The sequence below is a fragment of the Streptococcus infantis genome (assembly GCF_964243025.1).
GTDB lineage: Bacteria > Bacillota > Bacilli > Lactobacillales > Streptococcaceae > Streptococcus > Streptococcus infantis_N.
The window spans coordinates 200,300-214,270 of sequence record NZ_CAXTDJ010000003.1; the positions used below are offsets into that span (position 1 = coordinate 200,300).

The 13,971-nt window shown below is 42.8% G+C and carries 12 protein-coding genes; 7 read left to right on the forward strand and 5 right to left on the reverse strand.

The window, feature by feature from the left end; all coding sequences use genetic code 11:
- Positions 1 to 17 precede the first annotated feature (17 nt).
- The 7 genes from galU (at position 18) to ACESNQ_RS04905 (ending at position 7,692) form a co-directional block, all read left to right on the forward strand.
- Entirely contained in the window at positions 18 to 917 is a 900-nt protein-coding gene (galU, locus tag ACESNQ_RS04875) for a UTP--glucose-1-phosphate uridylyltransferase GalU (protein WP_314944205.1), read from the forward strand.
- Between the two features lie 122 nt (positions 918 to 1,039).
- Positions 1,040 to 3,595 (forward strand): penicillin-binding protein PBP1B, encoded by a 2,556-nt coding sequence (gene pbp1b / locus ACESNQ_RS04880; protein ID WP_373075431.1) that lies wholly within the window; start codon positions 1,040 to 1,042, stop codon positions 3,593 to 3,595.
- Between the two features lie 9 nt (positions 3,596 to 3,604).
- The gene (locus tag ACESNQ_RS04885) at positions 3,605 to 4,537 is read left to right on the forward strand and encodes a DMT family transporter (RefSeq protein WP_373075433.1); all 933 of its coding nucleotides are present in this window, start codon (positions 3,605 to 3,607) and stop codon (positions 4,535 to 4,537) included.
- A 63-nt stretch (positions 4,538 to 4,600) separates the two neighbouring features.
- Complete coding sequence (gene dapD, locus ACESNQ_RS04890; RefSeq protein ID WP_006152864.1) at positions 4,601 to 5,299, forward strand: 2,3,4,5-tetrahydropyridine-2,6-dicarboxylate N-acetyltransferase; 699 nt, start codon at positions 4,601 to 4,603, stop codon at positions 5,297 to 5,299.
- A 61-nt stretch (positions 5,300 to 5,360) separates the two neighbouring features.
- A complete protein-coding gene (locus ACESNQ_RS04895) occupies positions 5,361 to 6,491 on the forward strand; it encodes an N-acetyldiaminopimelate deacetylase (RefSeq protein WP_373075435.1) in 1,131 nt (376 codons plus the stop codon).
- Positions 6,492 to 6,494: 3 nt separating this feature from the next.
- Complete coding sequence (locus ACESNQ_RS04900; RefSeq protein ID WP_373075437.1) at positions 6,495 to 7,034, forward strand: 5-formyltetrahydrofolate cyclo-ligase; 540 nt, start codon at positions 6,495 to 6,497, stop codon at positions 7,032 to 7,034.
- Positions 7,018 to 7,692 carry a rhomboid family intramembrane serine protease gene (locus ACESNQ_RS04905; protein WP_314944212.1) on the forward strand — a complete coding sequence of 225 codons (675 nt, stop codon included), beginning with the start codon at positions 7,018 to 7,020 and terminating at the stop codon, positions 7,690 to 7,692. The genes ACESNQ_RS04900 and ACESNQ_RS04905 overlap by 17 nt, the downstream gene beginning before the upstream one ends.
- Positions 7,693 to 7,768: 76 nt before the next feature.
- Here the strand turns inward: ACESNQ_RS04905 and gmuD are convergent, their stop codons facing one another.
- From gmuD to uppS, 5 genes are all read right to left on the reverse strand, one after another.
- Positions 7,769 to 9,148, reverse strand: coding sequence for a 6-phospho-beta-glucosidase GmuD (gmuD, locus tag ACESNQ_RS04910; RefSeq protein WP_373075439.1), 1,380 nt, complete (start codon positions 9,146 to 9,148; stop codon positions 7,769 to 7,771).
- 108 nt (positions 9,149 to 9,256) lie between these two features.
- Positions 9,257 to 11,110 (reverse strand): proline--tRNA ligase, encoded by a 1,854-nt coding sequence (locus ACESNQ_RS04915; protein ID WP_373075441.1) that lies wholly within the window; start codon positions 11,108 to 11,110, stop codon positions 9,257 to 9,259.
- A gap of 16 nt (positions 11,111 to 11,126) precedes the next feature.
- Entirely contained in the window at positions 11,127 to 12,383 is a 1,257-nt protein-coding gene (rseP, locus tag ACESNQ_RS04920; protein ID WP_373075443.1) for an RIP metalloprotease RseP, read from the reverse strand.
- 21 nt (positions 12,384 to 12,404) lie between these two features.
- Entirely contained in the window at positions 12,405 to 13,208 is an 804-nt protein-coding gene (locus tag ACESNQ_RS04925; RefSeq protein WP_373075445.1) for a phosphatidate cytidylyltransferase, read from the reverse strand.
- 9 nt (positions 13,209 to 13,217) lie between these two features.
- Positions 13,218 to 13,970: an undecaprenyl pyrophosphate synthase gene (gene uppS, locus ACESNQ_RS04930; RefSeq protein WP_223334059.1), complete on the reverse strand. Its 753-nt coding sequence runs from the start codon at positions 13,968 to 13,970 to the stop codon at positions 13,218 to 13,220.
- Between the last annotated feature and the right edge of the window lies 1 nt (position 13,971).

Below are 13,971 nucleotides of genomic sequence, written 5' to 3' on the forward strand. Positions count from 1 at the left end.
CGTTAGAAAGGAAGCTCATGAAGCAAAAAGTTAGAAAAGCTGTTATCCCTGCTGCGGGACTTGGAACTCGTTTCCTACCAGCAACCAAAGCCTTGGCCAAAGAAATGTTGCCAATCGTGGATAAGCCAACCATTCAATTCATCGTTGAAGAAGCTCTCAAGTCTGGAATTGAGGACATTCTTGTTGTAACAGGGAAGTCAAAACGTTCTATCGAAGACCACTTTGACTCAAACTTTGAACTAGAATATAACCTTAAGGAAAAAGGAAAAACAGATCTCTTAAAATTAGTTGATGAAACGACTGGCATGCGCCTTCACTTCATCCGTCAAACACACCCACGTGGACTCGGAGATGCCGTTTTACAAGCCAAAGCATTCGTTGGGAATGAACCTTTTGTGGTGATGCTCGGAGATGACCTCATGGATATCACTGATGACAATGCTGTCCCATTGACCAAGCAACTTATGAATGATTACGAAGAGACTCACGCTTCTACTATCGCCGTAATGCCTGTACCACACGAAGAAGTTTCTGCCTATGGTGTTATCGCACCTCAAGGTGAAGGAAAAGATGGACTTTATAGCGTTGAAACCTTCGTTGAAAAACCAGCACCTGAGGACGCACCAAGTGATTTAGCGATCATCGGTCGTTACCTCCTCACACCAGAGATTTTCGGTATTCTTGAAAATCAAAAACCTGGTGCCGGAAATGAAATCCAGCTCACAGACGCTATTGATACCCTCAACAAAACTCAACGAGTATTTGCTCGTGAATTCAAGGGGGCTCGTTATGATGTTGGAGACAAGTTTGGCTTTATGAAAACTTCAATCGACTATGCACTTAGACATCCTCAAGTCAAAGATGATTTGAAAACTTATTTGATTAACCTTGGGAAAGAACTCTCAGGAGAAAAATAAGCCCCTAAACCAGGTTGAAAATACCTGGTTTTTTTGTTGCCTAGACACCTCCAAAGCTAGTCCAAGCCTAATTTCTTGCAATCATTGCTTTTATGGTATAATAATAAGGAGTGAGGAAAGAAATGAAGAATAAATTATTATCTATGAAAGAAAAAGGACTGGCTTTCCTTCAGTCCCTTAAAACAAAACTAAAAAATATACATCTAGGAAAAAAAGGTCCTAAAAATTCTAAAAATAAAAAGCAAACCAAAACGAATATTTGGACTATCTTTGCCAATATCTTACTTGGAATCAAGGCAACCTTTAATACCCTATTCATCATCGCCTTCCTTGGTGGACTTTTAGGTACTGGGGTTGTTTTCGGTTATGCTGTATCTCTATTTGACAACGTGACCGTCCCTCAAACAGAAGATTTAGTCAAACAAGTGAACGATATTTCATCCATCTCTGAGATTCGCTATGCTGACGGTTCCATGATTGGCGCTATCGAAAGTGACCTCCTTCGGACTTCTGTCGCATCAGATGCTATTTCAGACAATCTCAAACAAGCTATCGTTGCGACCGAGGATGAACATTTCGCAGAACACAATGGAGTCGTTCCTAAAGCGGTTATTCGTGCCAGTCTAGGAAACTTTATCGGACTTGGTTCTTCTAGTGGAGGTTCTACACTAACACAGCAGCTCATCAAGCAACAAGTGGTTGGTGATGCTCCTACACTAACCCGTAAAGCTACTGAAATCGTGGATGCCTTGGCCTTAGAGAGAGCAATGAGCAAGGACGAAATCTTGACAACCTATCTCAATGTCGCTCCATTTGGTCGTAACAATAAAGGGCAAAATATCGCAGGAGCTCAACAAGCAGCCAAGGGTATTTTCGGTGTTGATGCCTATCAGCTAACGATACCTCAAGCAGCCTTCATAGCAGGCTTGCCACAAAGTCCTATCTCTTACTCACCTTATGAATCTACGGGAGAAATGAAGAGTGAAGAAGATATGGCACTTGGTATCAAACGCTCTCAAGATGTTCTTTACAATATGTACAGAACAGGGGTCCTCAGTCAAGAAGACTACGAAACCTATAAAGCATACGACATCAAACAAGATTTCTTGCCAGCAGAAAGTGTAAACGTAACTTCTAGGGGCTATCTCTACTTTACTGCTCTCGATGAAGCAACTAATCTCATGTATGACTACTTGGTACAAAAAGACAATGTCTCTGCCCAAGAACTCAAAAACGAGTCTATCCAAAAATCCTATCGTGAATTAGCTGAAAAAGAGATTCAAAATGGTGGTTACCGTATCACAACTACAATCGACAAAGCTATCCATACTGCCATGCAAGATGCAGTCGCAAACTATGGCTATCTAGTCGACGATAATACCGGTCAACCTGAAGTCGGAAATGTTTTGATGGATAATCAAACGGGAGCTATCTTAGGATTTGTCGGTGGTCGCGATTACCAAAGTAACCAAAACAACCACGCTTTTAATACCAAACGTTCTCCCGCTTCAACTACTAAACCAATCCTAGCCTACAGTATTGCCATTGACCAAGGTTTGATGGGAAGTGCAAGTGTCCTATCTAACTATCCAACTAACTTCTCAAACGGAAACCCAATCATGTATGTCAATAGCCCTGGTACAGGCATGATGAGCTTGAAAGAAGCCCTCAATTATTCGTGGAACATTCCAGCCTACTGGACTTACCGCACACTCCGTGAAAAGGGTGTTGATGTTCGCTCTTACATGGAAAAAATGGGCTATGAAATCCCGGAATACGACATTGAAAGTTTGCCTATGGGTGGAGGAATCGATGTTACTGTAGCTCAACATACAAACGGATACCAAACCTTAGCCAACAACGGTGTGTATCATAAAAAATTCATGATTTCGAAAATCGAAAAAACTAGTGGTGAAGTTATCTATGAGCACAAAGACGAACCTGTTCAGGTATACTCTAAAGCGACTGCAACCATTATGCAGAGCTTGTTGAGAGATGTTATTTCGTCACGAGTCACTTCAAGCTTCCAGAGCGATCTTGCTGCGATTAATCCAAGTTTAGCAGGTGCTGACTGGATTGGTAAAACTGGTACAACCAATGAAGATGGTGATATGTGGCTTATGCTTTCAACTCCAAGATTGACACTTGGCGGTTGGCTTGGTCACGATGACAACCGACCTCTTGGAAAGGGAGCTGGTCACTACCGCAATGCTAAATATATGGCTTATCTGGTAAATGCTATTCAGCAAGCTTCTCCTTCTGTTTGGGGTTCTGAACGCTTTAGCCTGGACTCAAGTGTCACTTCTTCTCAAGTTCTTAGATCGACTGGTCAGAAACCAGGTAAGGTTACTATTAACGGTAGAGAAATTGAAGTAACTGGAGAAATGGTAACAAGCTATTGGGCTAATCAAACTGGTGCTCCAACTACTACCTACAGATTTGCTATTGGTGGAAGCGATGCTGACTACCAAAATGCTTGGAATACTATTTTGGGAAGTTTACCAAAATCATCTAATTCAAACAATAATAATTCAAACAACAATAGCAACAATAACAATAATCGAAATAATAATAGCAACAACAATAATAACAGTAATAGTAACAATAATAACGGTAATAATAACAATAATATTACCAACGGAAGTAACGACTCTTCGTCAAATAGACTACAACGCTAACCTTTCTATATGAATCAGTATCAAAAGAATATTTTTAAGGGAACCATTTACTCCCTCCTATCTGGATTAATATGGGGTATTTGTGGCATTTTAGGAGAATTCTTCTTTACGCATTATCCAGTTTCCTCTGGTTGGATCACTTCTATGCGACTAAGTCTTGCAGGTGGTTTCGTGCTCATCTTGTCTAGCTTTAAGTTTCGCTCACAGCTATTCGATGTCTGGAGAAAGCGCAAAAACTACCTGCCTTTTCTGGCTTATGCCATCTTAGGAATCTTCTCCGTTCAGTATTTCTTCTATCTCTGCGTAGAATACTCTAATGCAACAACGGCAACCATCCTACAATTTATCAGTCCTGTCTTCATTCTTATCTACAACCGCATCATCTACAAGAAAAAAGCTTCTAAAAAAGCAATCTTCTATGTTTTAACTGCAATGCTTGGGGTCTTTTTGATGGCTACCAAAGGCGATCTCTCTAAGTTATCCATCACTCCTATCGCTTTATTAACTGGACTGCTCAGTGCGCTGGGCGTCATGTTTAATGTCATATTGCCCCAGCCATTTGCTCGAAAATACGGCTTTGTTCCTACTGTTGGTTGGGGAATGATGCTGGCTGGACTCTTTAGTAATTTTCTCTATCCTGTTTATAGAATTAGCTTTCAGCTGGATTGGGTGAGCATCTTGATTTGTTTGACCATTGCCTTTCTGGGAACAGCTTTTGCCTTTTTCCTATCTATGAAGGCTGTCTCGCTCGTATCCCCATTGGTGGTGTCAGTGGTCAGTGCAAGTGAACCGCTATCCTCTGCTATTCTAAGCCTTCTATTTCTAGGTCTGGTCTTGGACGGCTACCTGCTATTAGCTATGATTTTGATTATTATTCCTATGATCTTCTTATCCATCGAAGAATCAAAGAACAAACTGAAAGAATCTTCTTTTAACACTTAAGGCTTCAATTTTGAAGCCTTTTTTGGTAGAATAGTAAGCATTACAAAGAGTGAGGAGACACCTATGACTGCTACAAAAATGAATGCACAAGAAATTATCCAATTTATCGCAAATGCTGAGAAAAAGACAAGTGTAAAAGTGACCTTTGAAGGACAACTTGCCGGAGCTATCCCTGCCTCTGTTATCAAGCTTGGGAATGTTCTTTTTGGAGACTGGAAAGATATCGCTCCACTTCTTGATGGACTAACAGAAAATAAAGATTATGTTGTTGAGCAAGATGCTCGTAATTCTGCAGTTCCTTTGCTAGATAAACGTGCTATCAACGCTCGTATCGAGCCAGGGGCTATCATCCGTGACCAGGTTGAGATTGGCGACAATGCTGTTATCATGATGGGAGCTGTGATCAACATCGGTGCTGAAATCGGTGCTGGTACTATGATTGACATGGGTGCTATTCTTGGGGGACGTGCTATTGTCGGTAAAAATAGTCACGTGGGTGCGGGTGCTGTTCTTGCAGGTGTTATCGAACCAGCTAGTGCAGAGCCTGTCCGTGTCGGTGATAATGTACTTATCGGTGCTAACGCTGTGGTTATCGAAGGTGTTCAAATCGGTAGCGGTTCTGTTGTCGCTGCAGGTGCCATCGTCACTCAAGATGTCCCAGAAAATGTTGTGGTTGCTGGTGTCCCAGCTCGTGTTATCAAAGAAATCGATAGCCAAACCCAACAAAAAACAGCGCTAGAGGATGCGCTTCGTACCTTGTAATTAGTAACAGAGGCGGAAACTTTTCCAGCCTCTTTATCGTATCAATAGAAGGAAATTAGATATGTTAGATTTGATTCAAACTCGACGCGATCTTCACCGAATTCCTGAGATCGGTTTAGAAGAAGTCAAGACTCAAGCTTATTTGCTCAATGTCATTGAGAAATTAACAGCTGGTAAGGATTTTGTTCAGATTCGTACTTGGCAAACAGGTATTTTAGTTTACTTGCAGGGAAGTCAGCCAGAACGTACCATCGGTTGGCGGACAGATATCGACGGACTCCCAATCCTTGAACAAACAGGTCTTGCCTTTGCCTCTCAGCACCCAGAACGTATGCATGCTTGTGGGCACGACTTTCACATGACCATTGCCCTAGGAAGTCTCGAACGTGCTCTAGAAAACCAACCTAAAAACAATCTCCTCTTTCTCTTCCAACCTGCCGAGGAAAATGAAGCAGGTGGCATGCTCATGTATGAAGATGAGGCCTTTGGCGACTGGTTGCCTGACCAATTCTATGGGCTTCATGTCCGTCCAGACCTAAAGGTTGGTCAGATTGCGACCAATACCCATACACTCTTTGCAGGAACTTGCGAAGTCAAGATTCGTTTCAAGGGTAAAGGTGGTCACGCTGCCTTCCCACATCAAGCAAACGACGCTCTGGTTGCAGCTAGCTATTTTGTCACTCAAGTTCAGTCAGTTGTCAGCCGTAATGTCGATCCTATCGAGGGAGCTGTCGTCACTTTCGGTGTCTTTCAAGCTGGAACAACCAATAATGTCATCGCTGATACAGCTTTCTTGCATGGAACCATTCGAGCTCTCACACATAGCATGAGCCTCTTAGTTCAAAAACGTGTCAAAGCCATCGCTGAAGGTGTCGCAGCTGCTTTTGATATGGATGTGGAAGTTGAACTCAAGCAGGGAGGTTACCTACCTGTCGAAAACAACCCTGAATTAGCTCGAGAATTGATGACCTTCTTTGATGAAAAAGAGGGAATTGAACTAATCGACATCGAACCTGCCATGACAGGGGAGGACTTTGGTTATCTTCTATCAAAGGTTCCTGGAGTCATGTTCTGGCTTGGAATTGATAGTCCCTATGCTCTTCACCATCCACAGATGAGTCCTAAGGAAGAAGCTCTGGCTGTCGGTGTCGAGGCTGTATCAAGCTTTTTAGCAAAGAAAGCTGTGGAGTAAACGATGAAAAAAGCCCTACGCAAGCAGGTCTTGCAAGAACTCAAATCTCTATCAGCCGAAGAAAAGGAAGTCATGGACGCTTGGTTGAATGAGCAACTACTTCTATATCCCTTCTACAAGGAAGCAAAAACCATCGCTACTTACCTGTCTTTCCCTCATGAATTTCAGACAGCTAGACTCATTGAACAGGCTCAAAAAGATGGGAAGACTATCCTCATTCCCAAAACCTATCCACATGGAAAAATGGACTTTGTTCTATATGAACCAGAGAAACTCGAAAGAAATTCTTTTGGACTTCTTGAACCTCAAGGAGACTTCACAATCCTTGAACCCTCTCAGATTGACCTGATTCATGTTCCTGGTTTGGCTTTCAACACTTCTGGCTATCGGGTTGGCTATGGAGGTGGTTACTACGACCGCTACTTAGAGCATTTCCCAGGTCATACTATTAGTACGATTTATCCATGTCAGATTCAGAATTTTCAACCTGAGCACTACGATATTCCTGTTGAGGAGGTACTCATCTATGAAAGAAATTTTTGATCGTCGGTATCCTGTCACGAGCTTCTTTCTACTCGTGACAACCCTGGTTTTTGTACTCATGTTTCTAACCAGTGGTTTCAACTATACCAGCGCAGCCACCTTGTATAAATTCGGAGCTGTGTATCCCCCTGCTATCAAGGCTATGCCTGAACAAATCTGGCGCTTATTCTCCGCAACCTTTGTCCACATTGGCTTGCAGCACTTTTTAGTCAATATGCTATCCCTCTACTTTTTGGGACGGCAGATGGAGCAAATCTTTGGCTCCAAACAGTTTTTCTTTATCTACCTTCTATCAGGTATGATGGGAAATCTCTTTGTCCTAGTTTTTAGCCCTGATGCTATTACTGCAGGTGCTTCAACTGCCCTCTACGGAATGTTCGCATCTATTGTCGTTCTTCGATATGCTTCACGCAATCCCTATCTCCAACAACTTGGTCAATCCTACCTCTCCCTCTTGGTCATCAACCTAGTAGGTAGTGTCTTAATCCCTGGAATCAGCCTTGCTGGACATCTAGGTGGAGCTGTCGGGGGTGCATTACTGGCTATCGTCTTCCCAGTTCGAGGAGAACGAAAGATTTACAGCCCAGACCAACGTGGTCTAGCAACCATAGCCTTTATTGCTTTATCAGCTCTACTACTTTTTATCGGACTATTCTAAGAACAGGAAAAACCATTGGAAACTCTCTCAGAGAGCTTTATTTCCAATGGTTTTTTGAGTCTATTTGAAAAGTAGTTTAAAATCCATTATTGTCACTGAGTTCTTTGAACCAGTGGCCTGATTTTTTCAAGCGACGTTCTTGTGTTCCTAAGTCAAGCTCGACCAAACCATAACGGTTTTTATAGCTATTGAGCCATGACCAGCAGTCGATAAAGGTCCAAATCAAGTATCCTTTACAGTTAGCACCGTCTTCAATAGCACGATGAAGTTCACGAAGGTGACCTTTGACAAAGTCAATACGATAATCATCCTGAATCATTCCATTTTCGCGGAATTTATCTTCACCTTCAACGCCCATCCCATTTTCGGTCAACATCCACTCGATATTGCCATAGTTTTCCTTGATATTTTGAGCAATGTCATAAATTCCTTGCTCGTAGATTTCCCAACCGCGGTGCGGATTGATCTTACGACCTGGCATAACATAAGGCTCATAGAAATGTTCAGGCAAGAGTGGGCTGTCAGGATGCTTAGCAAAACGCGGCGCCATTACACGCAAAGGCTGGTAGTAGTTGACTCCAAGGAAATCTACTGTGTGCTCACGAATAAGTTCCAACTCCTCAACCGTAGAATCTGGCAGCAAATCATGCTCAGCTAAAATTTCCATCAATTCTTCTGGATAAGTTCCCAAGACAGATGGATCTAGGAAAGATTGAGCTTGGAAGAGATCGGCTATACAAGCAGCTTTCACATCCGCAGGATGCTGACTACGTGGATAAGCTGGTGTCAAGTTGAGGACAATCCCAATCTTAGAATCAGGCAAAATCTCATGGCAGGCCTTCACCGCAAGAGTGCTGGCCAGTTGAGTGTTATAGGCTACCTGAACCGCAGCTTTGGCATCCACCTTATGTGGATAATGCGCATCATAGAAATAGCCAAACTCAACGGGAACGATAGGCTCATTAAAGGTAATCCATTGATCTACCAAGTCTCCGTAAGTTTCAAAACAGAAACGAGCATAGTCTTCATAAGCTTTGATGGTCGCCTTATTTTCCCAACCATCGCCATCTTCTTGAAGGGCAAAAGGCAGGTCAAAGTGATAGAGATTGACTAAGAGACGGATTCCCTTAGCCTTAATAGCTTCAAAGACATGACGATAGAACGCCACACCTTGAGGATTGACTTCTCCACGTCCTTGTGGGAAAATACGAGACCACTGGATAGAAGTACGAAAGGCTGTATGCCCTGTTTCTAACAATAATTCGATATCTTTTTCCCAATTTTCATAGAAGGTCGATGTCTTATCTGGTCCAATCCCATTAAAGTAGCGATTTGGCTCTACTTGGTACCAATAATCCCAGAGATTATCTCCCTTGCCGTCACCAGGCACTCGCCCTTCTGTCTGTGGCCCAGAAGTTGAGGAACCCCAGACAAAATCCTTTGGAAATTTTAGCATAGCACTACCTCTTTTTACGATTTTAATGTTTACTTTCTCTCATTATAAAGAAAAAACAAGGCAAAAACTAGTTACATTTTTGTCTTGTTTTTCTTCTGATTATAGATTTTATTTATTTGTTAGGATTTCAAGGGTTTCAAGCAAGCTATCTGCGTGAACTTCGATTGTATCTCCTGTCGCCTTAATCTTCACTTCTACGATGCCGTCAGCTGCTTTTTTACCGACAGTGATACGGATTGGAAGACCAATCAAGTCGCTATCGCTAAATTTAACACCGACACGTTCGTTACGATCATCCGTCAAGACTTCGTAGCCTTTATTGACCAAAGCTTCTTCGATACTATCTGTCAATGCAAGACTTTCTTCATCCTTGACATTAACCGGAATCAAGTGCACATCAAATGGTGCCAATTCTTTAGGGAAGTTGATTCCCCAAGCATAACGGTATTCACCTTTTGGAGTTTTGTTAACAAAGAGACGAGCGTGTTGTTCCATGACTGCTGATAGGAGACGGCTGACACCGATACCATAGCAACCCATGATGATTGGCACAGCACGACCATTTTCATCCAAGACATCTGCCCCCATACTTGCTGAGTAGCGAGTCCCAAGTTTGAAAATGTGACCAATCTCGATACCACGTGCAAAGTTGAGCACACCTTGTCCATCTGGAGAGATTTCACCCTCACGAACTTCACGGATATCAACATACTCAGCAGTGAAGTCACGACCAGGGTTCACACCAGTTAAGTGGTAACCATCTTCGTTAGCACCTACAACAGCATTGCGACTATCTTGCACCTTGCGGTCTGCGATAATCTTGACATTTTCTGGAAGATTGACTGGGCCAAGTGAACCAAAGTCCGCTCCCAATAATTCTTTCACTTCCGCTTCGGTTGCAGGTTCTAAGAAGTCTGCACCAAGGTAGTTTTTCAATTTGACTTCATTGAGTTGGTCATTGCCAACGAGTAGGGCAACAACTGGCTCCTCGTCTGCGATATAAACCAAGGTCTTGATTGTTTGCTCTTCAGAGACATTCAAGAAAGCAGCAACTTCATCAATCGATTTGACACCTGGTGTTTCCACACGTGCTACTTGGTCTTCAGTCACAACACGGTTGCTTGGTTTGTAGGCGTTTGTTGCCATTTCCAAGTTAGCTGCATAGCTTGACTCACTTGAGTAGGCAATAGTATCTTCACCAGAAACCATCCATTTGAGCAATTCTGCCTTGATTTCTTTCTGTACATCTACAGGAATCTCATCAAATGATGCGACAGACTTGTCTAAAACAACCCAACGGTCAAGGTCTGTACGAGCAGGTGTGATGGCCATAAACTCTTGGCTATCCTTACCACCCATGGCTCCACCATCACCGATGATTGCTTTGAAGTCTAAACCACTACGGGTAAAGATACGCTCGTAAGCCGCCTTGTACTCATCATAGGTTACATCCAAGCTATCGTAGTTAGCGTGGAAGCTGTAGCCGTCTTTCATGATGAACTCACGGGTCCGAAGAAGTCCATTACGTGGACGTTTTTCATCACGATACTTAGGCTGGATTTGGTAGAGGTTCAGCGGCAATTGCTTGTAAGACTTGACAGAATCACGGACAATCGCTGTAAACGTTTCTTCGTGAGTTGGACCTAAGATAAAGTCTGACTTCTCACGATTTTTCAATTTGTACAAGTCTTCACCGTAGGTTTCATAACGGCCAGATTCACGCCAAAGGTCAGCACTGAGAAGGGCAGGAGCCAACATTTCAACAGCACCCATCTTATCAAACTCTTGACGCATGATGTTCTTGGCTTTTTCGATAACACGGTTAGCAAGTGGCAGGTAAGAGTAGACTCCTGCTGATACTTGACGAACATAACCAGCACGCAACATAAGGGCGTGGCTGATAACTTGAGCATCGCTTGGCATTTCGCGAAGCGTTGGGATTAGCATTTTACTTTGTTTCATATTTTTCCTCTAATTCTTAAAAGAAGGTACGCATGATGTCGTTCCAAGTCACGGCGATCATCAAGACAACCATAATCACAACTCCAACTAGAGTAACATAGGTTTCAATTTCTTGTTTCAGCGGTTTACGGCGAATGGCTTCGATGATGTTGAGCACGATTTTTCCACCGTCTAGTGCCGGGATAGGAATCAAGTTAAAAATCCCGATATTGATGGAAATCATAGCCAAGAAGAACAAGACATTCTCAAGACCATTTTTAGCAGCATCACTACTTGCCTTAAAGATAGCAACAGGTCCACCCAATTTATTCAAGTCAGGCTGAAAAATCAAGCTCTTCAAGGCATTGAGAATGCGCAAGGCCGAGTCAGCCGCACTAGTAAATCCACCTACAAACATAGACCAGATATCTGATTTGAGTCTCGGTTGAACACCTAGAATATAGCGACCTTGGTTTTCCTCAGGGGTCACACTGACTTGTTTTTCAGTTCCATTTTCAGAGACTGTTACATCCAATACCGGTGCTGTTTTGTCTTTGGTCTCTGCTTCAACAGCCTGAATCAAATCTTGCCAGTTACTAATTTCGTGTGAACCGACTTTAGTGATTTGTGCTGTATTTTCAACACCGGCCTTAGCAATCGCGCTATCAGGGATGATACTAAAGTTATTGCTTTGCGTATCACGAACGCCACCCTGCATGAAAATTAAAATCCAAAAGACGATAACTCCTAGAATAAAGTTATTCATAGGACCTGCAAAGTTGGTAATCAACTTGCCCCAGACAGTCGCATTCTGATATTGAACATCTAGCGGAGCGATACGAACTTCCGTTCCGTCAGCTTCCACGATAGTTGCATCATGGTCTACAGAGAAAGTTTTTTCCTCTTCCAAAACCAGACCTGTGATAAAGAGTTTATCCTCAAAGTCAAACTGAGTGACCTGCATAGGAAGAGCCGTTTGGTCGACCTTCTTACCAGAAAGATTGATGCGCTTCACCTTACCATCTTCGGCTAAGGTCAAACTAACAGGAGTTCCTGTCTTAATCTCTGTGGTATCCTCACCCCAACCTGCCATGCGGACATAACCACCAAGCGGTAGGAGACGAATCGTGTAAGCAGTCCCGTCTTTCCCGATATGGGCAAAGATTTTCGGACCCATACCAATGGCAAATTCACGAACCAGAATTCCAGACTTCTTAGCAAAGTAGAAATGGCCGAACTCGTGAACCACCACGATAATTCCAAAAACAAGGATAAAGGTTAATAATCCTAACATTTAATATTTGTTCACCTTTCCTTAAAATAAGCCAAAGAGGTGCATAATAGGGAAAACAGCCAACATAGAGTCAAAGCGATCCAGTACTCCACCATGGCCTGGGATAAAGAAGCCTGAATCCTTGACACCAAAATGGCGTTTCATGGCACTCTCAATCAAGTCACCCAATTGCCCTGCAATACTAAAGAAAATAGCAAAGAGCATCATTTTGTAAATGCCATAAGGAAGGGCAACCGTACTATCCACTAACATAAAGATAAGAGTGACAAGCATGGCAGCTAAAATTCCACCAAAGGCTCCCTCGATTGATTTGTTCGGAGAGACTCTCGGAGCCAATCTTCTCTTACCGAAATTCATTCCTATGAGATAAGCACCACTATCTGTTGCCCATACGATACAGAGGGCCAAAAGGGCTTTATCCAAACCTGCGATTCGAGCATCGACTAAAGCGTTGAATCCAAAACCAACATAGAAACTCATGGCAATCGGGTATACAGCATCTTCAATGGTGTAATTCTTGCTAAAAACAGTGCAACCTAACATGATAAAAATCACAACACCATATGCGACAACGTTCCCATCTACAGGTAAAAATGTCAAGTAGTTTTCTAGGGGGATTGTCAGTGCAAAAGTCGCTAATAAGGTCAGCACCCCCTCAGGGGTCATGGTGTTTAACCCTTTCATCTGAAGCAACTCATGAACCCCTAGCATGGCTAGAAGTCCCATAGCAATCTGTAACCAAAGCCCACCAATCACCAAGAGCGGGATAAAGATTGCTAATGCCAGGGCGGCAAATATGGTTCTCTTTAATAAATCCTTTTTCATAACTTCTTCCTAAACTCCTCCAAATCGACGATTGCGGCGATTATACTCTGCAATAGCTTCTTTCAAAGCTTCCTCATCAAAGTCAGGCCACAAAACATCTGTGAAATAAAGTTCACTATAAGCTGCTTGCCAAGGCAAGAAATTGCTCAAGCGAAGCTCTCCACTCGTTCGAATGATTAAGTCCGGATCACGCAAGACCTTAGGCAAATGCCCTGTAAAGAGGTATTCCCCAATCAACTCTTCTGTAATATCGCCTGGATTCACCTTAGCATCCAAAACATCTTGTGCAATCAACTTGACCGCTTGTGTAATCTCAGCTCGTCCACCGTAATTAAGGGCAAAGTTAAGAATCAAACCTGTGTTTAACTTGGTCAACTCTTCCGCTTTTTTCAAAGCTTCAAAAGTTTGTTTTGGCAAGCGATCGGTTTCCCCAATCATTTGGATCTTCATGTTCTTTTGGTGCAATTCGGGGACATACTTATCATAAAATTCAACAGGCAAGTTCATGATAAACTTGACTTCCTGGTCTGGACGTGTCCAATTTTCAGTAGAGAAGGCATAAACAGTCATAGCCTTGACACCCATATCACTAGCAGCAATGGCTACCGTTCTCAAAGCATCCATCCCAGCCTTATGCCCAAATACACGCGGTTGCATCCGTTTTTTAGCCCAACGACCATTGCCATCCATGATAACTCCGATATGTGCTGGCACCACTGCTGGTGTTTCTGTTACTTTATCTTTTTTTAAAAATCCAAACATG